Here is a 21,930-nt window from a genome sequence, read left to right on the forward strand (position 1 = left end):
AACCGGCGCAGCTACTCGGAGCTGCGCCGGTATCGAGCGCCACGCAGGCGGCGTGGGTTTGGCCAGCGCGAACTAACTCTTTGCAGCTGGCGGTTCCAACGAGGCCGGCGCCGTGCCAATAGTCACGGTCTTGCGATTATCGTCCGGTAGGCGGTCGATCAACTTGTTGTACGGATCGAAGCCCACTTCGTACGGTTTGGCATCCACCGTCACCGTGAACTTCCCTTTCGCCTGCGTCACGCGCAGGCGTTCCAAATAAAGGGGCTTCTCCGTTCGCTCACTCTCGCCCTCCTCCCTAGCGAACACGCCCACCTCAATCCAATCGTCCAACGCGACGTCCGTCTCCTTGCCCATGCCATCGCTCTCACGCTTGGCAGCCTCGTATTCAATCGTCACATCGTACTTGCCAGCGTGCGGCGTCACCGACGCCGATATCACCCGGTTGTCATAGAAAATAATCTTGGCCAGCAGTTCATCAATAAGACCCTGCTTATCCGACGAGGTCTGCGCCCGAAGATAGTCGACCAGCTCGAGCGTGGTCGTGTACGGCGCCTGCTGATAAGCCTTGTCCCGAATATAATTCGCTAAAGCTCGATTGAGGGCTTCCTCGCCAATCTCGTCACGCAGCCGATACAAAATCAACGACCCCTTGGCGTAATGGATGTACGGCTGATCCTCGACTCGCATCAGCGGCAACTCCTCGATCAACTCGCCGCCGCGGCCTCGCAAGTACCGATCCAACTCATACTTCAGAAAACGCCGCATGTGCTCGCGGCCATACTCCTTCTCCATGACCATGAGCGCCGAATACTGCGACAGGGATTCCATCAGCATGGTCTGACCCTGCACGTCAGCGCCAATGACCTGATGACCCCACCACTGATGCGCCATCTCGTGCGCGGTCACATAGAACACATAGTCGATATCGTCCGGATCGCGGAGATCGGCAATGAAGCCAATACTCTCCGAGAACGGAATAGTGTTCGCAAAGCTTTGCGCAAACTTGGCGTAGCGCGGGAACTCGAGAATCCGCACCTGCTTGTGCTGGTACGGCGAGAAGTTGGCCGTGAAGTAATCGAGTGACTTACGAGTCGCGTCGATCATCCGATCGACGTTATAGGCGTGTTTGGGATCGTGATAGATCTCGATGGGCAAGCCATGCCATTCACCGCGCTTCACCGCCCAACGCGCCGACAGGAAGCAATAGAACGGCAACATGGGCTGATCCATCTTGTATTGGAAGTAACGCCGGCCGTTCTCGGTCCACTCCCGCTGCAAATAGCCGGGTGCCAGCGCGATCTGATCCGCGCTGGTGCTGACCGTCGCCTCGAAGTTGATCCAGTCCGAATCGACGATGCCCATATTGAAACGTGCCGACTCATCTTCGAGCTTGGCCTTGCGTGGCACGTCGCCAAGGTCGCGCTTGCGACGTTCGTTCCGATCCAGAATCTGGCGCGACTCGTCGTACCCGAAGCGCGGCATTTCGTTGCTGTTGAAGAACGTGCCGTTGGCATTCAACGTCGAGCGCAAATCGCCAGCACCGGTCGAAGGCGGCATACCGCTGTTGGTGAAGCCGCGTTCCGCTCGCTCCAAAGTGAAGTCGAAGTCGAGCGAAGCGCCCGGAGCCAGTGGCTCACGCAGCGTGTAGATAGCCAAGCCGGCCTCAGCATCGCGACTCTTCACGGTCGCATCGGCCGGCGCAGTTACCGCGAGGTGCGCATACACGGGCGTGTACACATGCAGCTCCGAAATCGGCGCATCGTGTTTGTTGACCAGACGATAGTGACCACGAATGAACGAGCGTCGCTGTTCGGGATAAATATCCACATCGGCCCGCACGTCGACCACGCGCGGCTGCGGCAGGTGATTGAACTTACGATATTGCTTTTCGGTGCGCGCCTGCCGGTCCAACGCAGCATCCTTGGGCAGGTACTCATTCAGCACGTTGGTGTTATAGAAAATCCAAACACCGGTGGCCACGAACGCCACTGCCAAGGTTCCGAACGCAACACCTTGCGGCCCGCGCATGCTCGCGAACGCTTGCCGCCAACGCCTGCTCCAACGCGATGCCGTGCCACGCACCCAGAACGCGCTCGCCAACACCACCAACATAGCCGCGAACAAGGTCCAGTAGGTCTGGAACCAAATCCACGGCTGCAGCAGATGACCGTAGCCGTTCATGTCCGAGTACGTCATCTGCGGCGCGCCGGCGTAGTTATACAAATTGTGTTCGTAGCCGATCTGGCTCAACACGATCTGCGCCAGCATGGCCAGGATCAGCACCAGGTAGCCGATGAACTTTTGATTGCTGACGATTTGCACGAACAGCGCCAGCACGCCCATCAACACGAACCACCAGGCATCGATGAATGCGGCCTGCAGATAGACGCCCGGTTCCAGGTTGGTATAGCCGTGCGCGAGCTGGTAGCCCATCGCAGCCAGCACGCCGATCAGGATGAAGGCAAACACCACGGCCGTCACCGCGCCCAACTTGGCCAACAGCGGCACCCAGTTCGGCAACGGCAGCGCATCGGTCACTTCAGCCAGCTTGGCATCGCGCTCTCGCCACAACACATCGCCGGCGTAAAACGTCACGATGACGACCAGCAAGAACTGATAACTGCCCTGCATGGACTGCATCAGTAACGCGGTGACCGGATACATGGTGGTCCCGTAAGTGGGATCGAGCACCTGCGCGCCACCGAGGAAATTGATCAGACCGAAGGCCAGCAACACCAGGAACGGCAGGCTCCTGAGCACCGACTTGGTGTCGAACCACACCAGATGCACGAACTGACGAAGCGCTGTCGAAGTATCGAAGGTGCGCGTCGCGACTGGCAGGGCCGGCACAACCGGACGCGAGTGAACAGGCACCGATGTCTCTTCGACTTTGACCGTGCGCTGCCACCAATGCTTGGTCGCTCGCTGTCGCTGCGGCTTGAACAGCAACTGCGTCGCGGCCAACAGCGCTACAGCCACGCCCGCCCAGATCGCTCGATTCAACAAGATCAGCTCGGTCACGTCAGGCAGCTGCGTATTACGCTCAGCAACCGACCAGTAGCGCATGATTCGTGACACCGCTTGGCCGCCGAACGGATCGATCAGCGAAGCCAGCGTGTCGTATTGAATGTCGCGAGTCAGCACACTGGCGATGGACCACAACACCAGAAACGCGGCCACACCGAGGAACACCAGCAACAACCGACGCGTGGTCACCGCCAGCAACGCCAAGGTTGCTCCCACGAAGAGCAGATTCGGCAGCACGATCACGCCGAAGCCCCACAGATACGGCTGCCAGGAAAACGGCCCGAGCCGCGCCGGATCGATCCAGGGCATGAACGAGCCGAGCATCATGCCGCCCGCGGTGATCGCCATCACGATCAGCCCCATGAGCGAACCAGCCGCGAACCGGCCCCACAGATAACTCGATTTACTGAGCGGCTTGCTGAAAAACAACTCTTCGGTGCCCAGATCGAAATCGCGCAATAGCGGCTGAGCGATCAAGGCGACGGCGACCAGCAGGCCGAGCGTCGAGAACACATCGAGGAAAGTGAGAATGACGTACGGCGCGTTGCGATTGACGTTGCCTATGCCTTCGCCGATGGAAATCATGTCGGTAGTGGTGGCGCCGAAGGCCATCAGCGCAAACGCCAGCGCAATCACCCAAGGCAATGGCGAGCGCAACTGATACCGCAGCTCGAAGCGAAAGAACTCCCAGAGCATAGGCAACTCCCTTTGCGCTCAGGCGGCCGCAGCGTTGACCGGCGCCGCGCCGTGCTGGCGCAAACGCTGGAAATAAACATCCTCCAGATCCGGATCGACGGCCGCGAAGCCTTCTTCCGGCCGCGTCTCGCTATACACATGAATCAAAGGCTCGCCGGCGATCAGGCGTGTCGACAGCACCGTGAAACGTGACTGGTATTCCGGCAACGAAGCCTTGCTCACCAGCTTGCTCCACACCCGATCGCGCATCGCTGCGATAGCCTCGTGCGGCTCACCGCTCATCAACACCTCGCCGCGGCAGATCATGGCCATGCGCGGACACAGGTCGGTCACGTCTTCCACGATATGAGTGGAAAGAATCACGACCACTTGCCCGCCGATGTCGGCGAGCAGGTTCAAGAATCGATTGCGCTCTTCCGGATCCAAGCCGGCGGTGGGTTCATCGACGATGACCAACTTGGGATTGCCGAGCAACGCCTGCGCGATGCCGAAGCGCTGACGCATGCCGCCGGAAAAAGTGCCGAGCTTACGTTTGCGCACGTCCCAGAGATTCACCTGTCGCAACAGGGTTGCGACCACGTCGGCGCGTTCGCCGCGATTCACGAAACCTTTCAACACCGCCAGGTGATCCAGCAGATCGAGGGCGCTGACTTTCGGATACACCCCGAAGTCCTGCGGCAGATAGCCCAGCGTGCGCCGGATGGCCGCTTTGTTTGCTATGGCATCGATGCCGTCGAACAAGATGCTGCCGGTGTCCGGCTCCTGCAAGGTGGCGATGGTTCGCATCAACGAGGATTTGCCGGCGCCGTTGGGGCCGAGCAGCCCGAACATGCCGGCCGGGATCTGCAAAGAAACATTACGCAGCGCGGCCACAGTGCCGTAGGACTTCGACAGGTTACGAATCGTGAGCACGAGACTCTCCCTCGGCGCCGGCGGGGAGCCGGCACACAACCTTCGAGCAATCTAGAAAACTAGTTTTGTGAGATGCGCGCGGCGTCTACAGGGTTGCAGAGCCCTGCGCATAGCGGCCATTGCGCTCGCGCTGTTCCTGTTCGAGCTGGCGCGCTTCGACGTGACGGCCTTCGACGGCGTAGTAGATGAGATATGCGATACCGATACCCAGCGGCACCAGGCCGAAGACCACCGGCAGGTCGTCGCCGCTGCTGAGCGAGCCAGCCACCATGGCCAGGCCGATGAAGAACCACACCAGGCCCGGCAACAGCGAGGTACGGCGGCGGTTACTGCGACCGTCGATCAGTTCCAGCGGCAGCGGCGGCACTTCCATACCGCGCTCGATGGCGGCCATGCGCTCGGCATGATGCAGTTCCATCAGGCGGCGGCGCTTCCGGTAGTTCAACGAGATCCAGACGATGGGAATGGACAACGGCAGCCCGACCGCGAAGATGATGCCTAGGATGGGGATGAGATCGGTGAGCATGTTGCCTGCCTCGAAAGACTGAACTTATCTAACCAGTGGGGTTACGACGCCGCAGCCCCCCTGAAAGGTTGCACCGGACCCGATGTCGGCCAACAGCCGGTTGTAACCGGTCGATGGCGGCCGTGTTAGGACTAATAAATCGCTCACATTGTTAAAGTGAGCCCACTGCAACCTTCCAGTCACCTAACACGTCCCAACAGCCAATGACGTCCTCGTCAGCTTCTCAGGCAGACGCCGACATTCAAGAGCGGCTGCAGGCCAAGCAATATCGCGAGGCGTTCGCGTTGTTGTTACCACGCTATCGGGACAAGGCTTTCCGCCTGATATTCAGTATGTTACGTGACCGCGCATTGGCCGAGGATACCACCCAGGACGTGTTCCTGAGGATTTGGCGCGCCTTGCCGGGCTTCGCCGGACAGTCGGCCTTGTCCACTTGGATCTATGCCATCGCCAAGAACGGCGCGCTGTCCGAGATCCGTAAGCGTAAGCCCACCGTGTCGCTGGACCAGAGCGACGACGAGGACGGCTACAACCCGGCCGTCGCCGCCCTGGCCGCTCCGGAAGCAGACGATTCGGCGACGGTGAGCGTCGGCCAATTGCTGGACCAGTTGCCGGAGCGCTACCGCCAGGCCGTGGTGCTGTTCTATATGGAAGACAAGTCCTACGAACAGACCGCCGCCAGCCTGGGACTGCCGCTGGGCACGGTCAAAGCCTTGCTTCATCGGGCCCGCAAGCGCCTAATCGAGCTCAATAAGGAAGCGGAAGCCAGTTCGGCGGCCGCCGCCTGACGCTCATGAAACAGGTTATGCAACAACCCGGCGATCATTCTCACTGGCAGGACAGTCTGCAGGACTGGCTGGATGGCGAGCTGAACCCGGCCGATAGCGCCAAGTTCGAAGCTCACCTGGCCGGCTGCGCGGACTGCCAGGGCAGCCTGACCCAGTTCGAGCAGCTGGACGAAGCGCTGATCGACGCGGCCCCGGCCCTGCAGCTGAACGACGCTTTCGATCAGAACCTGTTCGCGCAGATCGACGCCATCGACGAGAGCAAACGCATCGAGGCACGGCGCCGGCTGGAACAGGAATGGCAGCAACAGATGCAGGCGCTAGCGCGTAACTGGCGACGAACCCTGGCATTTGTCATTCCCGGCATCATCGGCGGCATCGTGCTGGCGGTGGCCATGATGAGCTGGCTGGATAGCTCCGGCATTACCAACAATCTGGTGGCCCAGGGCGCGGCCGAACTCGGTGGCCGGTCCGTCGACTACCTGCGACTGGGCATCACTGCCGTGGTCGGCGGTGCCTTCGGCATGCTGGTCGCCCCTTGGCTGGCGCGACTGGCCGACTGAGCTTTGCTACACGCACTTCAAGGAAACTGACAGCCACGACTGTTCGTTAGGCCGGAATCCTCTAGAATCCCGCGCCTTTGGCCCATTCGGCCAAGCTAGCGTGTAAACAACAACATCATGGGCACCTCGTCCCACTCCGCCGACGGCGATCGTAACGGCGCGGATCGCAAACTCGTCCTGGTCGCCCTGGGCGTAGTGTTCGGCGATATCGGCACCAGTCCGCTGTACGCCTTGCGCGAATGTTTCAATCCCGAGCACGGCATTGCTGTCAACGAAGCCAACATCCTGGGCTTGCTGTCGTTGATCGTTTGGTCGCTGGTGCTGGTGATCTCGATCAAATATGTCGGCATCGTGCTGCGCGCCGATAACCGCGGCGAAGGCGGTGTGCTGGCACTCAGCACCTTGGTATCGACGGCCACCACCAATTGGAAACTTTGGGCACCGGTGAGTGCCGTGGGTTTGTTTGGAGCGGCGCTGTTTTTCGGCGACGGCTTCGTCACACCCGCCATCTCGGTGCTCAGCGCCATGGAAGGTCTGACGATCGCGACCCCCAAGCTCGAACGCTTCGTGTTGCCGGGCGCGGTGATGATTCTGACCGGGCTGTTCATGATGCAACGTCATGGCACCGGCGCGATGGGTCGTTTGTTCGGCCCCATCACTCTCACCTGGTTCCTGACCCTGGCCGGCTTGGGCGTGCTGCATATCGTGCAAATGCCGAGCGTGATATTCGCGCTCAATCCGCTGTACGCCGTGCACTTCTTCATCAACAACGGCGCGATGGGTTTCGTCACGTTGGCTTCGGTGTTCCTGGCGGTGACCGGCGGCGAAGCGCTGTATGCCGACATGGGGCACTTCGGTCGCTCGCCCATCCGCAAAGGTTGGTTCATGGTGGTGTGGCCAGCGCTGGTGTTGAATTATTTCGGCCAGGGCGCGCTGCTGATCGCCAATCCCGCGGCCATTCAGAATCCGTTTTATTTGCTGGCGCCGAGTTGGTTGCTGCCGATCCTGATCGTGCTCGCGACCTGCGCCACGGTCATTGCTTCGCAAGCCGTGATTTCAGGCGTGTTCTCGATCACGCGGCAGGCGCTGAACCTCGGCTACCTGCCCCGCCTGCGCGTCACGCACTCCTCTGAAGAAGAGATCGGCCAGGTGTATGTGCCGACGGTGAACTGGCTGTTGTTCGCCGGCACCTTGACGTTGATCCTGACGTTCCGCTCTTCGAGCGCACTGGCCGGTGCTTACGGCATCGCCATTTCCAGCACCATGTTGATCGACACCATCCTGGTGATGATGCTGCTACGAGTGCGCAACGAACCTCACAACCGCAAGATCATTGCGCTGCTGTCCTTGATCTTGATCGTCGAGCTGGCGTTCTTCTTTTCCAACCTGCTCAAGTTCGATGACGGCGGCTGGCTGCCAGTGTTCGTCGCCATCGGCATCTATGTGTTGATGAGCACATGGCAGGAAGGTCGTCGCACGCTCGCGTGGCTGATTGCTCGCGAACAAATGCCGGTGCGCGACTTCATGGCGATGATCGAAAAGGATCCGCCCCACCGCGTCGAAGGGACTGCCGTATATCTCGCCGCCGAAGCCGGCGGTATGCCGCGCGCGTTGTTGAACAACTTGAAGTTCAACCGCGTCCTGCACAAGCGCAATGTGTTGCTCACGTTCGTGCGGCCGGAAATGCCGTTCGTACCGCCCGAAGAGCGCATCGACGTACAGACTTATGGCGAAGGCATGTGCCGGGTCACCGCTCGCTACGGCTTCATGGAAACGCCCAACGTCGTGACGGCGCTGCGCGGCGCTGAAGAAAAAGGCGTGGCCTACGAGCCGGATCAAACCGTGTACGTGGTGGGTCGCGAGAATCCGACCTTCACCACCGGTTCGGGCATGCCGCTATGGCGCAAGCGACTGTTCGCGCTCATGGGCCGCAACAGCCAGCTCGCCGCCATTCATTTCGGCGTGCCCAGCCATCGGCTCTTGGAAGTCAGCAGCCAAGTACGACTGTGACAGACGCGTCACAACGGGCCGTTGTGGTGCACGCCGCGTTCGGCATGCACCGTCGTTGCCCGTGAGCTAGTTGAGCAGCTCGGCCATTTCGATGACCGACTTGGCGACGTCACCCATGCGGCGGTTACGTTCCATCGCCATGCGCCGAAGCGTGTGATACGCCTCGTCTTCGCTCAGATTGCGCGCCTTCATCAACAAACCCTTGGCGCGCTCCACGAATTTGCGCTCGGCCAGCTTCTGCTGAGCCACGCCCAACTCGCTTCGCAGCCCAGAGATGTAATCGAAGCGCGCGAGCGCCACTTGCAGAATCGCCGGCACGCGCGCCGCTTCAAGGCCATCGACGACGTAGGCCGCAGCGCCTGCGCGCACGCCATTTTCAATGGCCTGCGACGACGCATCGCCGGCGAACACCGCGAACGGCACCGCCGTCGGCCCCATCGCATCCAGCAAGCGATCCAATAAATCCACTGAAGGCGAACGCGCCTCCAGCAACAAGACGTCGGGCCGGCCGCGTTCCAGCGCGGGCGACAACGCACTATCCAAGGGCAGGATCTCGGTCAGCTCATGGCCGCCGAGTTCCACGCCAGTACTCAGGATCTGCGCACGATCCGCCGATTCAGCGATGACGAGCACACGCACGATGCACGCTCACTTCCGTTGGTAGAAGGAACACCTGTTCCGATAGCTACCGCGTTGCAATCAGTGTGCCAGCCCGTTGTTACAATTCTGGTGACGACCTGGGGGCGAGGGTCAGTCAGCTTCCAGACGCGGCCCCGGATCGGTGAACGCGCTGGCCAAGCCCAACAAGGCAGGCAGCTCGGCTCGGATAACGAACGTGGGGATGCGCGACACGTAATCGGTGAAGCGGCCCTTGTCTTCGAAGCGATCGCGAAAGCGCGAGCTGGTGAACATCGGGCCCAGGCCTGGCGCAATACCGCCGCCGATGTAAGCACCACCGAGCGCGCCGAGCGTGAGCACCAGGTTGCCCGCCATCGTGCCGAGCAACGCGCAAAACATCCCGACCGTTTCGAAACACAGGCGGCACGTGCCTTCTTGTGCACGCTTGGTGATTTCCGGCGGCGTGAGCACCTCGGGAATCACACCTTCGACGCCGCACAACGCGTCGTACAACGTCACCAATCCCGGCCCGGACAACACGCGCTCCGCCGAGACGTGCGAGAAGCGTTGTTGTAACTGCTGAAGCACGGCGACTTCACGTTCGTTCATCACCGACAACGTGACGTGACCCCCCTCACCTTGCAGCGGGATCCAATGTTGCCCTGAAGGAATCAAGCCGGAAACGCCCAGGCCGGTACCCGGACCGATCACTGCGATGGGTGCATTGGGTTGCGCTTTGCCGCCGCCGATCTGTTCGATATCGGCGCCTTGCAGATGACGCACGGCCATGGCGAGCGCAGTGAAATCATTCAGTACGATGAGACGACGCAAGCTGAGTTGCTGCCGCGTGTGTGCCGCTGAAAACTGCCACACATGATTGGTCATGCGCACGATATCGCCAGTCACTGGACCGGCAATCGCGAGCGCCGCTTCCAACGGCCGACCGCGCGTAGTGGCGCCGACACGTTTCAAATATTCCTCAGTGGCCGACACCAGATCGGGATAGTCCGCGCACGCCAACACGATTTCATCGCGACGCTGCAGCCCATCGAGCAAAGCGAAGCGAGCGTTGGTGCCACCGATGTCCGCGATCATCCGCGGGGCCATGTCTGCTCGGCTCATGATCCCGTGCTCACGGTGCCCAGTAGACGTCGATGGGCACTTCTTTCTGCTGCAGCACCGAGCGCACCGGCAACTCGGCCACCGGCCCGGCCGCTTTCGCCCGTTGATAAACCTGCCACTTCGACTCCCCCTCGATATGCAAAATGATACGGCGCGAGTCCAGCAACGCCGTCAAATTCAAACTCAACCGCGCATGCGGCGCCGTCAATGCATTGATGGCAACGCAGCCCGACGGCGCGCCGCGATCCAGCGCCTTGTTCAACGCCAGCGAGCCGGGAAACAGCGACGCGGTATGCCCGTCGTCGCCCATGCCCAGCAGCACCACGTCGAACGGATGCGGCACTCGGGTTAACGCACGAGTGGCCCAATCGGCACCGGCCTCGGGCGCCGGCGCGGGGTTTTTCAACCCGACGAAATGAGCCGCAGCGGCAGCCCCGGTGAGCAGCGTTTCGCGCACCAGCTTTTCATTACTGGCCGCGGAATTGGTCTCGACCCAGCGCTCATCGGCCAGGGTCACCCACACCTTGGACCAGTCCAGCTTTTCGGCTCGCAATTGCTCGAACAGCTTGGCCGGCGTGCGCCCGCCCGAGACCACCAGGCTGGCCACGCCGCGTTCCTGGATGGCTTCCTCGAGATCGACTTTGATCTCACCCGACAGCGCGTGCGCCAGCGCCAGCGACTCGGGGAAGCGATGTTCGTGAAGCCAACTCATGGATCTCCCATTACAGCTCGTTGCGCCAGGCAAAGCCGTCCCGGCCCAGCAGCGCGCTGGCTGCCGCCGGGCCCCAGCTCCCGGCCGTGTACGCTTTGGGCGGCTCGTCGGCCTGATCCCAGGCCTCGCGGATCGGGTCGACCCACTGCCAGGCCGCGTCCAGCTCGTCACGGCGCATGAACAGCGTCAAATTGCCCTTCACCACGTCGGTAAGCAAGCGCTCGTAAGCATCCAGCCGCGGCGCCTTGAAGGTTTCGGAGAAATCCAGGCTCAGCTCCACCGGCTTCAGGCGCATCACCTCGCCCGGGAACTTGGCCAGCACGGTGAGCGAGATGCTTTCGTCGGGCTGCAGCTGGATCACCAGGCGGTTCAGGGCCTGCGGCGTGTCCGGCCGTTCATAAATGGACAGCGGCACGTCTTCGAAGGTCACCACGATTTCCGACAGCTTTTCCTGCAGCCGCTTGCCGGTGCGCAGATAGAACGGCACCCCCACCCAGCGCCAGGAATCGATGTCGACCCGGAGCGCCACGAAGGTCTCGGTGTTGCTGTTGTTCGGCACATCCTTTTCGTCGAGATAGCCGACCACCGGTTTGCCGCCGGCCGCGCCGGCCTTGTACTGACCGCGCACCGATTTATGCAAAACATCGCGACCCTTGAGCGGGCGCAGAGCGCGCAGCACCTTCAGCTTCTCGTCGCGCATCGCGTCCGGATCGGACGTCGCCGGCGGCTCCATTGCAATTATGCAAAGCAGTTGCAAGAGATGGTTCTGGACCATGTCGCGCAACGCGCCGGTGTCGTCGTAGAACTGTGCTCGGCGTTCGACGCCGAGTTCTTCGGCGACCGTGATCTGCACGTGCTTGACGCGACCCCGCCGCCACAGCGGCTCGAACAGCGTATTACCGAAACGCAGGGCCAGCAGGTTCTGCACTGTTTCCTTACCGAGATAGTGGTCGATACGGAAGATCTGCTGCTCGGTGAAGATGCGACCGACGCGCTCGTTGATTTGCGCCGAGGAAGCACGGTCGTGGCCGAGCGGCTTTTCCAGCACGACGCGCGAATTCGACGTCACCAGGCCGTGTTGCGCGAGGCCTTCGCAGATGGACGCAAACAAATCCGGCGAGGTGGACAGGAAGAAGGCGCGCACATGGTCGTCACACCCCTTGAGCGACTTGGCCAGGGTGGCGAAATCGTCCGGGGACGAGGCGTCGACCTTCAGATAGTCCACGTGTTGTGAAAATTCTGCCCAACGTTTTTCGTCGTAATCCTTGCCCAGATGGGTCTGGCAACTGGCCTGGACTTGGGCCAGATAGTCCTCGCGAGACAACTCGCTGCGCGCCACGCCCAACACGCGTGACTTGGGAGACAAATATCCGGAGGCCTTGCGCCGATACAGCGCCGGCAACAGCTTGCGCATGGCCAGATCGCCGGTGCCGCCGAACAACACTAAATCGAAGGTGGGAAGAGCTTGCATGAATACTGACGCCTTGCAGGAAATCCTTGATCGCGTCCACCAAAATAGCGTCCTACGATGCTCCGAGCAAACCACTGTTGCTCATTCGCATGAGCCGCACTGGGGCGCGCGACGAGACATTTGTGGACATTTGTTTCAGTGAGCGGACCGCGATTCCAATTTTCGCGCCAGATGATAGCGTGAGCGCTTGTCCCGAGGCGATGCGGCGCACGAACCGCTAGAATCGCAACCATGATCGAGCCGACGCCAATCGCCAACCAACACATATGAAGACCAGCGCACCTCTGCATGAACGCGTGCGCGCCGTAACCGAGAGGATTCGCGAGCGCAGCCACCCAACCCGCAGCTCTTATCTGGAGCACATGCGTGAAGCGCAGCGGAGCGATCAGCCCACGCGCGCCGGATTGGCGTGTACCAATCTTGCGCATGGCTTCGCCGCCATGGACACGCAGGACAAAGACACTTTGCGTGGTGCGCGTTGGCCTAATTTGGCTATCGTTTCCTCTTATAACGACATGCTGTCGGCGCATCGGCCGCTGGAGCGTTATCCGGAGCTACTCAAACTCGCCGCGCGCGAAGTCGGTGCAGTCGCGCAGTTCGCCGGTGGCGTGCCTGCGATGTGCGACGGTGTCACGCAAGGGCAACCTGGTATGGAGCTGTCGCTCTTCAGTCGCGACGTCATCGCGATGAGCACGGCCATCGCCCTGTCCCACAACATGTTCGACGCCACGCTGTGTCTCGGTGTGTGCGACAAGATCGTGCCGGGCTTGTTGATGGGTGCACTCACGTTCGGTCATCTGCCGACTATCTTCGTGCCCGGTGGGCCGATGACGTCCGGCATTCCGAACAAAGAGAAGGCGCGCATTCGGCAGCTGTTCGCCGAAGGCAAAGTCGGTCGAGATGCGTTGCTCGAATCCGAAGCGCAGAGCTATCACTCGCAAGGCACGTGCACGTTCTATGGCACAGCCAACAGCAATCAAGTGATGATGGAAATGATGGGCCTGCATTTGCCGGGCTCGGCCTTCGTCGCACCGAACACGCCGCTGCGAGATGCGCTCACCAGCGCTGCTGCTCGACGTGCCGCGAAGATCACGGCGCTCGGCGATGAATATCTGCCACTGAGTGGCACCGTCGATGAGCGAGCCATCGTGAACGCCATCGTCGGCTTGCTCGCGACCGGTGGCTCGACCAATCACACATTGCATCTCGTCGCCATGGCACGCGCTGCTGGCATCAATATCAACTGGGATGATTTCAGCGAACTGTCCGAGATCGTGCCGCTGCTGGCGCGCATCTACCCGAACGGCGCGGCTGACGTGAATCACTTCCACGCGGCTGGCGGCATCGGCTTTTTGATTCGCGAGCTGATCGGTTCGGGCTTGTTACATCAGGACACGATCACTGTGATGGGCCAAGGCATGGACGCGTATACGCAGGAGCCTTGGTTGTCACCGGAAGGATTGCGTTGGCGCCCGGCGCCGGAGCACAGCGGCGATCATGAAGTGTTGCGGCCGATTACCGATCCTTTCGGGGCCGATGGTGGCCTCAAGGTATTGCGCGGTAACTTGGGTCGCGGCGTGATCAAGACGTCAGCGGTCCAGCCGCAACATCGCGTCGTCGAAGCGCCGGCGCGCGTGTTCGACGATCAGGAAGATGTGATCAAGGCGTTCAAGGCCGGCGAGTTGGCTCGCGACTGTGTGGTCGTGGTTCGTTATCAAGGGCCGCGCGCCAATGGCATGCCGGAGTTGCATCAGCTGACGCCGACACTGTCGTCGCTTCAGAGCAAGGGATTCAAAGTAGCGCTCGTGACCGATGGCCGCATGTCCGGCGCGTCGGGCGCGGTGCCTGCGGCTATCCATGTGACGCCGGAATGTTTGGCCGGCGGCCCGCTGGAGAAAGTTCAGGACGGCGATGTGATTCACTTGGACAGCTACACTGGCGTACTCGAAGTTCGCGTCGACGAGGCTGTGCTGCGTGCTCGCACTGTGCCGCGGCCGAATTTGAGTCGCAATGGGTTTGGCGTGGGACGGGAGTTGTTTGCTACGTTCCGCGCGTCGGCCGGCGATGCCGAAGCTGGCGCGGCTTCCGTTTACGCCGACCTCTGATATTCACTGCTTTCGTAAGACTCCAGATATCATCACTGCGTATGAATATTCGTTCCATCCTGGCGCTGGCTCCGGTCATTCCTGTGCTCACCATCGAGCACCTCGATCACGCTGTGCCTTTGGCTCGCGCGCTCAGCAATGGCGGGTTGCGCGTTTTGGAAGTTACTTTGCGAACGCCGGCGGCTCTGCCTGCTATCGAGGCGATGCGCAAGGCTGTACCTGAGGCTGTCGTTGGTGTGGGCACGCTGGCGCGGCCTGGTGATTTTGTGACGGCTGGGAATGCGGGTGCTCAGTTTGGTGTTAGCCCTGGGCTCACTGCCGAGATGGCTGCCGCTGCGCGCGCTGCTTCGTTTCCTATGCTGCCCGGGATCATGACGCCTACGGAGTTGTTGGCTGGGTTGGGCTGGGGGTATGACACCTTCAAGCTATTTCCTGCTCAGCAGGCCGGTGGCATTGCGATGCTCAAGGCGCTGGGCGCGCCGTTCCCTGAAGTTGTTTTTTGCCCGACGGGCGGGATTTCTCGCGCTACCGCGCCGGACTTCTTGGCTCTGCCTAATGTGGCCTGCGTTGGTGGGTCGTGGGTTGCACCCACGGACCGCGTGCGAGATGGAGATTGGGCCGGGATCGAACAGCTCGCCCGCGATGCCGCGTCGCTGGCGAAGAAATAGAAGCTCTCGCTAAGGGTTGATTGCGCGCTTCGGCAGCCGCGCTTGGCTGCTTGCTTCAGCGATTGCTCGATTCGTCGAAGGAGATTGGCTCCGTGCTCGGGTGAGCGTGTGCTTACTTGCCGTTGGCGGCGCGCTTCGGCTCGACGTTAGCTGGAGCGGTGGCGGCGCCCTGCACGGGCGTGGAGATCAGCGATAGCGCTTCCTGGCCGTTGAGCTCGTGCGAGCCCGTGCCGTCAGTCTTGGCGCTCAGTGCTTTTGGGTCGGGTTTGTTCTCCGCCGCCCGCTGCATGGCCATCCATTCGCCGGTGGCCAGCAACGCCAGCTCACCGAACTCTGTCATCGACGAGGATGTTTCGACTACCGGCTTTGCCGTAGCCGGCGCTTCCAACGCACGGGCGCTAGTCGTCGCGCTGCCTGGCGGGAGAATGTCATCTGGTAGTTCGAGCGCCTGCGCACGGGCCTGAGCCTGAGCGAGCTCCGATTTGGATTCTGTCTTGGTCGCGGCCGGCGCAGTAGCGCCTGGCGGCAGAGCGGAGTTGGCAAGCTCTTGCGCCAATATTCCTAACGGCTGTGTGCTGTTGATGTCCGGCTTCGCTTCGCTTGCCGGCAAGAGTGTCACTTCGCTTGCAGCTGGCTTCGCCGCTGCCGCCGCAGGCGTAGCTGCCGGCCGCGTAACAGGCGACGAAGCACCACTCAACGACGGGGCTTGGCTCGAAGCGGGCGACGAGACCGCCGGTCGCGTCGCTGGTGACGAAGCTTTGGGTGCCGGCGCAATCGGCTGCAACGCAGCCATGCGCGCGGCCTTCAGTGCAGCTTGTTTCGCGGCATCCAGCTGAGGCGCGCTCGGCGCCGCCGCAGAAGAAGCAACCTTCTTAGTAACAACAGGTCCAGCAGAAACACGAGGCGGCGGCGGAGCGTCGATCTCGAGCAGGTCCTGCGACAACAACTCTTCCGAATCGTCAGCAACACCGCGCGCACGCTCGGTCATCGGCGACTCATTGGAGCTCGCCTTGACCTGGCTCTCGAACACCTGCAACACATCGCCAACCGTCTTGCTGGCAGCGACCTGCGCCGCCAAATCGGCCTCGCGTTTAGTGCGCTCCTGCTCTTGCTCGATGCGCCACTTCGGCAGCTCTTCCGACTCCCGCGTGGACACTTTGGATTCCAACGAATCCGGATCGTCCAGATCGATCACCGTCACCGGCTTGCGCTTGCCCGCATTCATTTCCGCTTCGCTCGGCAGAGCCGGCGGCACGGTCAGCGCTTCATCGATCTCCGGCGTCGGCAGGTCCTTGGCGACCAGCGACTGCCGCCCAATCAAATCGTAATAAAGCTGCAAGTACTTCTGCAGCGACTTCACATACACGAAGTTGGCCAGCGCATGTTTGCGCGCGCCCTGCGCCATGTGAGTTCGTTTCTCCGGCGTCAGCTGCATCACTTTGGTGATGGCCTTGATGAACGCACCCGGATTGCCGGGCTCGATCGCGACGCCGTGCTGAGCAATCACTTCACCCTGCGCACCCATGCCGGTAGCGACGACCGGCACACCGCACAGCATCGCCATCACGATGTTCATTCGCGACTGATCGTTGGTCGCACTGGAGCAAACCACATCGCAAGCGTTATACAAACCGGAAATGTCCGACCACTCGCCGAGCAGATGCACGCGCGTGGCCATCGAGCCCCCGCCCACCAAGGCCATCAACGGCGCATTGCCCTTCTGCACCCCGTGGCCCGCGAGCACCACAGCGATATTGGGATTGGTCTTGACCAACTCGCCCACCGCCCGAATCAAGGTCGCATGATCGAAATCGGGTTGGAACGGCGCGGCCATGCCGATCACGAAGGTCTCGCCCGGCAGATTCAATTCTTCACGTAACTTCCGGCGAGCGGCGAAATCAGGTTTGAAGCGCGTGGCATCGACGCCAGGCGGCACGGTTTCATGACCGCCATCGGGGAAACCGACGCGACGATGTTGAGAAGCCGCCGACTCGGAGGTGTAAACGATGCGATCGGCACGCGAAGCAAACTTCGCGGCGTACTTGAGCTTTTGCCGATCGATCAAGCCGGCGTTCTTGGCAATCGGCGTTGTATCCGCAACGCTCCACACCAATCGCGGCTTCCATTCGCAACGTTTACGCAGCAGCGCCGCGATCACCTGGGCCGTATGACCCCAGGCCTGAATCACATCGGGCCGGAAGTGACGGGTGGACGTGAGCAGCTCTTGGAACGCTTTGGGAGAAAACCGTTTACGAGACAGCGCCAGATCGAAGGTCGGCACGCCGTTCTGGCGCAGCACCGCAGACGGCACGGCGCCAGGCGACAGGCACGCGACCTGCGCCTTCACGCGCTGGCGAGGCAGACGCGTCAGCAGCGGCATGAATAGCGAGGGTTGCAGGCTGGCGGCGATGCCGCCGGCGCTCACAACATGCAAAACACGAATTTGTCGAAGGTTGGCTTCGGACACGACAAACCGTCGCTGGTAACCGTTTCGGGGATGATGGTGAAATCGTAACAGTAGTTCACCATCGGGCGCGCCAACCACAGTGTGAAATTGTTAAACCCGGCACAGTTCGTCGCCGCGTTTTAGGTGACAAGAATTGACACCCCACCGGCAGGAATTGGCAGGTCGAGAGTCAGATCACAATCAGGCGGGACATTCAGGGTTTGACTGCCGAACTGTCGTGGTGACTGACTGGCTGACTGGTGACCCCGCCGATCAGTACCAGCCGCATCGCTTCCTCCACCGAAAGTTCGGTTTCGCGCAACTCATCTTTGTGCAAGTACAGGGTGTAGCCGCCGATCTGGTAGCTCATGGGGAAATACACCGCCACCAGCTCGTCATGATTGGCACCGAATAGTTTCGGATTGACCTGCTCCTCGGTCACGAAGCCGATCAGCTGCGCACTGCCGAAACGCCACAGCACCACGCGCTTCAAATCGCGAGCCTTGCCGCCCGCCGGCAGGAACCGGCTGAAATCTTTGAAGGCGCCGAAAATGGTTTTGACGATGGGAATGCGCGCAAAAACCGCTTCGCCGTAACGAAACACGCGGCGCACGATGTACGCATCCACCAGCACGCCGACGATCAGGATCAGGACGAAAGCCACCACCAGCCCGAGCCCCGGCCAGTAACGATCTTCCGGCAGCCAGGCACGCAGCGGCCCGCCCAGCACCGATTCGGCGGTTTTGGCCAGCCAGAACACGACATACACGGTGAGCGCCAGGGGCAGCACCGCCGCCAGGCCTTTCAGAAAGGTATTCCACAGTCGCCGCATCGTCGTAGAGCCCGTCAGTCCCCAGCCGCTGATGCGCGGAGTATGCGGCGTACACGTACAGAAGAACATCGCGAGGCGAAGTTGCAGCGCTACACGCCGGCCAACGCTGCTAAAATTCGCCGACTCTACGCCGCAGCTCGTTGCTTCGTCCTCGAATGTTCAAACCTGCTCTCGCGCTGGTCGCGCTCATCGCCATTGCATTCCACCCGCTCGCGCTGGCCCGCGATTCGCAGCTGCCGCCGGCAGTGGTGCGCGTCATGAATCGCGTCGGCATCCCGGTCAAGGGCGTCAGCATCTATGTGCGCAATGCCAATACCAACGAGGTGATCCTCGAGGTCAATGACGAGCAGCCGCGTAGCCCGGCTTCAGTGATCAAGGTGCTCACCACCTATGTGGCGCTGGATTCGCTCGGCCCCAGTTACACCTGGAAGACCCGCGCCTATCTCAAAGGCCGCATGGCCAACGGCGTGTTGAACGGCGATTTGTTCGTGGTCGGCGGCGGCGATCCGTACATGACGGCCGAGCACTGGTGGCGTTTCGTACAGAGCCTGCGAGAGCAAGGCCTGGCCAAAATCACCGGCGACCTGGTCATCGACCACAACTACTTCGCGCCGGCGGAAGGCCATCGCGCCGACTTCGACTCGCAGCCGTTCCGTAGTTACAACGTGTTGCCTGACGCGTTGATGGTGAACTTCCAGACCTCGCGCTTCACATTGATTGCCACCGACCAACGCGCGCGACCGTTGATCCTGGTCAATCCGCTGCCAGCCAACCTGCAGATCCAGAATCAGGTCCGGTTGACCGAAGGCAAGTGCTACACCTCAGGCGTCACGTTCGACACTCCAGATCCCATCGGCAATCCCAACACCATCGTGGTGGGCGGAGCATTGCCTGCATCTTGCGGCACGTACTCCATCGGCCGCGCCATCATGAATGCACCCGACTATGCATACGGCACGTTTCGCACGCTGTGGACTCAGTCAGGCGGCTTGATGGACGGCGCGATGCGCATGGAAACATTGCCGGCCGACGCCAAACTGTTTTACGAACATGATTCGCTGCCCATGACTGAAGTCATTCGGCTGGTGAACAAATATTCCAACAACGTCATGGCGCGCCATTTGATGCTGACCTTGGGCGTAGAAAAGTTCGGCCCACCGGCGACGGTCGAGAGTGGCCGCAATGCTGTTCGCTCATGGCTGTCGACTCGCGGCATCAACATGCCCGGCTTCGTGTTGGACAACGGCTCGGGTTTATCACGCGCCGAACGCGTGACCGCGCGCGGCCTCGGTGAGATGCTCGACATGGCGTGGCACAGCCCGTTCATGCCCGAGTTCGCCGCATCGCTGCCGTTGTCGGCAACCGATGGAACTTTACGCAATCGTTTCAAATCGCCCGGCATGCAAGGCCGCATCCGTTTGAAGACCGGGCATCTGGACAACGTCAGCGCGCTGGCGGGTTTTGTAAATGCCGCCAGCGGCAAAACTTACGTTGTGGTCATCATGGTGAATCATCCGGGCGCCCAAGGCGGCAGCGGCGAGGCCGTACATGCCGAATTGATTCGTTGGGTGTTTGGACAGTAGCGCGGACGCCGCAGGGAACTGCCGCATCCACAAAGCGTTTTGCACACGCGAGTTGCGAAAGCGTAACGCTGCAGGCCGGCCGGCAAGCAGCTCGTACTTTTAATACTCACAGGAGAGTGTGCATGAATCGCGCAATCGTGGCGGCAACGCTGCTAGCACTAAGCTCAGGAGCTGCTTACGCGCAGTCGCCCGAGAACGACTCAGGTTTATATATCGGCGGCGGTGTCGGCCAGTTCGATATCGAAATCGACGGCGTCGATGGCATCGACGAAGCCATCGGCCGCTTGGACGACAGCGACACCGCGTGGCAGGCCTTCATCGGCTGGCGCCTGAATCCATACATTTCGCTACAGGCAGCGTATGTGGACTATGGCGGCCCCAACGATGATTTCAGCACCAGCGGTTCGAGCGGCAATTACAGCGCTTCGCTGTCAGGCTTCGCGCCCTCGATCATCGGCACGTTACCGCTCGGCCCGGTGGAGCTGTCGGCCAAGCTGGGTTATTACTTCTATGACCTGGATGTGAGCATCGACATCGACGATCCGCTCGATCCGGACTCGTCCTCCAGCGATAGCGGTGAAGACGTGTTCTATGGCGTGGGCGTCGGCATGACGTTCTTCGATCGACTGCACGCCAAGTTGGAATACGAAAAGATCGATCTGAAAGGCGTCGATGATTCGAATGCTTTCTGGTTCACTGGCCAGTGGCGCTTCTAAGTTGACGAGCTAGCCCAATCGAATCGGCAGGCGCTTGGCACCCCAAGCGCCTGCAGCTCCGCGGAACACGCCAGGCAGTTGCGTCCCACAACGCGAACATTTGCCGGTTGCATCCAGCTGCCATTCGCCCAGTTCGAACCAATCGCGCTCGATGACGCGCTTCTTGCATCCGGTGCAATACGTGCTCGCGCCTGCTGAATCGTGCACGTTGCCGGTGTAGACGTAGTGCAAGCCATTGGCGCGCCCGATGTTTCGAGCGCGGGTCAAAGTCGAGGCCGGCGTGCGAGCCTTATCCATCATTTTCCAGTCGGGATGAAACGCCGTGAAATGCAGCGGCACGTCCGCTCCGAGCTGGTCCATGATCCAGCGAGTCATCTGGTCCAGCTCGGCGTCCGAATCGTTCTCGTCCGGAATCAACAGCGTGGTGATTTCGAACCATACCGAGGTTTCGCGCTTCAGGTATTGGAGCGTCTCCAACACCGGGCCCAACTCGGCACCGCAGATCTTTTTATAGAACCGTTCAGTGAATCCTTTGAGATCGACATTGGCGGCGTCCATGTGTTTATAAAACTCGACGCGTGGCGCAGCGCTCATGTAGCCAGCGGTCACCGCCACACTCTTCACGCCGACTGCGCGGCATGCATCGGCGACATCCATCGCATATTCCATGAACACCACAGGATCGTTGTAGGTGTACGCAACGCTGGCGCAACCGAGCCGCTGTGCCGCTGTCGCCAAGGTCTCCGGAGAAGCTTGATCGGCGAGCGTATCCATCTGTCGCGATTTGCTCATGTCCCAGTTCTGGCAGAACTTGCAGGCGAGGTTGCAACCGGCAGTGCCGAACGACAACACCGACGTTCCCGGCAAAAAGTGATTCAGCGGTTTTTTCTCGATGGGGTCGACGCAGAAGCCGCTGGAGCGGCCGTAGGTGTGGAGCTTGACCTGGCCTGCTTCGACACCCCGAACAAAACACAGTCCCCGCTGCCCTTCATGCATGCGACATTCGCGCGGACAAACGTCGCACTGAACACGCCCATCCTCCAGCACGTGCCAGTACCTGGTCGGCCAATGCTTACTGGTTTCGTCTTTCATCACCGCGGACACAGGGGTATACATTAGCGCTCGTTCGGCATCATGC

17 protein-coding genes are annotated in these 21,930 nt (G+C 61.0%); 7 read left to right on the forward strand and 10 right to left on the reverse strand.

The window, feature by feature from the left end; all coding sequences use genetic code 11:
• Positions 1 to 72 precede the first annotated feature (72 nt).
• From JNL55_RS17030 to JNL55_RS17040, 3 genes are all read right to left on the reverse strand, one after another.
• A complete protein-coding gene (locus tag JNL55_RS17030; protein ID WP_293856054.1) occupies positions 73 to 3,723 on the reverse strand; it encodes an ABC transporter permease/M1 family aminopeptidase in 3,651 nt (1,216 codons plus the stop codon).
• Between the two features lie 18 nt (positions 3,724 to 3,741).
• Positions 3,742 to 4,635, reverse strand: a complete 894-nt coding sequence (locus JNL55_RS17035; protein WP_293856057.1) for an ABC transporter ATP-binding protein — start codon at positions 4,633 to 4,635, stop codon at positions 3,742 to 3,744.
• Positions 4,636 to 4,720: 85 nt separating this feature from the next.
• Entirely contained in the window at positions 4,721 to 5,161 is a 441-nt protein-coding gene (locus JNL55_RS17040) for a DUF6249 domain-containing protein (RefSeq protein WP_293856060.1), read from the reverse strand.
• A 203-nt stretch (positions 5,162 to 5,364) separates the two neighbouring features.
• Here JNL55_RS17040 and JNL55_RS17045 point away from each other — a divergent pair, with 203 nt between their 5' ends.
• The 3 genes from JNL55_RS17045 (at position 5,365) to JNL55_RS17055 (ending at position 8,519) form a co-directional block, all read left to right on the forward strand.
• On the forward strand, positions 5,365 to 5,949 hold the full coding sequence (locus JNL55_RS17045) for an RNA polymerase sigma factor (RefSeq protein WP_293856063.1): 585 nt from the start codon (positions 5,365 to 5,367) through the stop codon (positions 5,947 to 5,949).
• 5 nt (positions 5,950 to 5,954) lie between these two features.
• Complete coding sequence (locus JNL55_RS17050) at positions 5,955 to 6,509, forward strand: zf-HC2 domain-containing protein (protein ID WP_293856066.1); 555 nt, start codon at positions 5,955 to 5,957, stop codon at positions 6,507 to 6,509.
• 117 nt (positions 6,510 to 6,626) lie between these two features.
• Positions 6,627 to 8,519 (forward strand): potassium transporter Kup, encoded by a 1,893-nt coding sequence (locus JNL55_RS17055; protein WP_293856069.1) that lies wholly within the window; start codon positions 6,627 to 6,629, stop codon positions 8,517 to 8,519.
• A 66-nt stretch (positions 8,520 to 8,585) separates the two neighbouring features.
• Here JNL55_RS17055 and JNL55_RS17060 read toward each other — a convergent pair whose 3' ends face one another.
• The 4 genes from JNL55_RS17060 to zwf all read right to left on the reverse strand — a co-directional run bounded on the left by JNL55_RS17060 (position 8,586) and on the right by zwf (position 12,442).
• A complete protein-coding gene (locus tag JNL55_RS17060) occupies positions 8,586 to 9,158 on the reverse strand; it encodes an ANTAR domain-containing response regulator (protein ID WP_293856072.1) in 573 nt (190 codons plus the stop codon).
• 111 nt (positions 9,159 to 9,269) lie between these two features.
• Complete coding sequence (locus JNL55_RS17065; protein ID WP_293856075.1) at positions 9,270 to 10,259, reverse strand: glucokinase; 990 nt, start codon at positions 10,257 to 10,259, stop codon at positions 9,270 to 9,272.
• Positions 10,260 to 10,269: 10 nt separating this feature from the next.
• A complete protein-coding gene (gene pgl, locus JNL55_RS17070) occupies positions 10,270 to 10,971 on the reverse strand; it encodes a 6-phosphogluconolactonase (protein ID WP_293856078.1) in 702 nt (233 codons plus the stop codon).
• A 10-nt stretch (positions 10,972 to 10,981) separates the two neighbouring features.
• Positions 10,982 to 12,442, reverse strand: a complete 1,461-nt coding sequence (gene zwf / locus JNL55_RS17075; protein ID WP_293856081.1) for a glucose-6-phosphate dehydrogenase — start codon at positions 12,440 to 12,442, stop codon at positions 10,982 to 10,984.
• 266 nt (positions 12,443 to 12,708) lie between these two features.
• Here zwf and edd point away from each other — a divergent pair, with 266 nt between their 5' ends.
• Together edd and eda are read left to right on the forward strand one after the other, a co-directional pair.
• A complete protein-coding gene (gene edd / locus JNL55_RS17080) occupies positions 12,709 to 14,547 on the forward strand; it encodes a phosphogluconate dehydratase (RefSeq protein ID WP_293856084.1) in 1,839 nt (612 codons plus the stop codon).
• 41 nt (positions 14,548 to 14,588) lie between these two features.
• A complete protein-coding gene (gene eda / locus JNL55_RS17085; protein ID WP_293856087.1) occupies positions 14,589 to 15,215 on the forward strand; it encodes a bifunctional 4-hydroxy-2-oxoglutarate aldolase/2-dehydro-3-deoxy-phosphogluconate aldolase in 627 nt (208 codons plus the stop codon).
• Between the two features lie 112 nt (positions 15,216 to 15,327).
• Here the strand turns inward: eda and JNL55_RS17090 are convergent, their stop codons facing one another.
• Positions 15,328 to 17,682, reverse strand: a complete 2,355-nt coding sequence (locus tag JNL55_RS17090) for a glycosyltransferase (protein WP_293856090.1) — start codon at positions 17,680 to 17,682, stop codon at positions 15,328 to 15,330.
• Positions 17,683 to 17,875: 193 nt separating this feature from the next.
• Positions 17,876 to 18,493: a DUF502 domain-containing protein gene (locus JNL55_RS17095; protein ID WP_293856093.1), complete on the reverse strand. Its 618-nt coding sequence runs from the start codon at positions 18,491 to 18,493 to the stop codon at positions 17,876 to 17,878.
• Positions 18,494 to 18,648: 155 nt separating this feature from the next.
• Between JNL55_RS17095 and dacB the strand changes: the two genes are divergently transcribed.
• Both dacB and JNL55_RS17105 read left to right on the forward strand, forming a co-directional pair.
• Entirely contained in the window at positions 18,649 to 20,076 is a 1,428-nt protein-coding gene (gene dacB, locus JNL55_RS17100) for a D-alanyl-D-alanine carboxypeptidase/D-alanyl-D-alanine-endopeptidase (protein WP_293856096.1), read from the forward strand.
• 122 nt (positions 20,077 to 20,198) lie between these two features.
• Complete coding sequence (locus tag JNL55_RS17105; RefSeq protein ID WP_293856099.1) at positions 20,199 to 20,792, forward strand: outer membrane beta-barrel protein; 594 nt, start codon at positions 20,199 to 20,201, stop codon at positions 20,790 to 20,792.
• A 9-nt stretch (positions 20,793 to 20,801) separates the two neighbouring features.
• Here JNL55_RS17105 and amrS read toward each other — a convergent pair whose 3' ends face one another.
• The gene (amrS, locus tag JNL55_RS17110; RefSeq protein ID WP_415923097.1) at positions 20,802 to 21,884 is read right to left on the reverse strand and encodes an AmmeMemoRadiSam system radical SAM enzyme; all 1,083 of its coding nucleotides are present in this window, start codon (positions 21,882 to 21,884) and stop codon (positions 20,802 to 20,804) included.
• Between the last annotated feature and the right edge of the window lie 46 nt (positions 21,885 to 21,930).

It is taken from the genome of Steroidobacter sp. (assembly GCF_016790065.1).
GTDB lineage: Bacteria > Pseudomonadota > Gammaproteobacteria > Steroidobacterales > Steroidobacteraceae > Steroidobacter.

Coding starts and splice junctions, on each gene's coding strand:
- JNL55_RS17030 (WP_293856054.1), bottom strand. CDS start 3,723: ATGCTCTGGGAGTTCTTTCGCTTCGAGCTGCGGTATCAGTTGCGCTCG.
- JNL55_RS17040 (WP_293856060.1), bottom strand. CDS start 5,161: ATGCTCACCGATCTCATCCCCATCCTAGGCATCATCTTCGCGGTCGGG.
- JNL55_RS17045 (WP_293856063.1), top strand. CDS start 5,365: ATGACGTCCTCGTCAGCTTCTCAGGCAGACGCCGACATTCAAGAGCGG.
- JNL55_RS17050 (WP_293856066.1), top strand. CDS start 5,955: ATGAAACAGGTTATGCAACAACCCGGCGATCATTCTCACTGGCAGGAC.
- JNL55_RS17055 (WP_293856069.1), top strand. CDS start 6,627: ATGGGCACCTCGTCCCACTCCGCCGACGGCGATCGTAACGGCGCGGAT.
- JNL55_RS17065 (WP_293856075.1), bottom strand. CDS start 10,259: ATGAGCCGAGCAGACATGGCCCCGCGGATGATCGCGGACATCGGTGGC.
- pgl (WP_293856078.1), bottom strand. CDS start 10,971: ATGAGTTGGCTTCACGAACATCGCTTCCCCGAGTCGCTGGCGCTGGCG.
- zwf (WP_293856081.1), bottom strand. CDS start 12,442: ATGCAAGCTCTTCCCACCTTCGATTTAGTGTTGTTCGGCGGCACCGGC.
- edd (WP_293856084.1), top strand. CDS start 12,709: ATGAAGACCAGCGCACCTCTGCATGAACGCGTGCGCGCCGTAACCGAG.
- eda (WP_293856087.1), top strand. CDS start 14,589: ATGAATATTCGTTCCATCCTGGCGCTGGCTCCGGTCATTCCTGTGCTC.
- JNL55_RS17095 (WP_293856093.1), bottom strand. CDS start 18,493: ATGCGGCGACTGTGGAATACCTTTCTGAAAGGCCTGGCGGCGGTGCTG.
- dacB (WP_293856096.1), top strand. CDS start 18,649: ATGTTCAAACCTGCTCTCGCGCTGGTCGCGCTCATCGCCATTGCATTC.
- JNL55_RS17105 (WP_293856099.1), top strand. CDS start 20,199: ATGAATCGCGCAATCGTGGCGGCAACGCTGCTAGCACTAAGCTCAGGA.
- amrS (WP_415923097.1), bottom strand. CDS start 21,884: ATGAAAGACGAAACCAGTAAGCATTGGCCGACCAGGTACTGGCACGTG.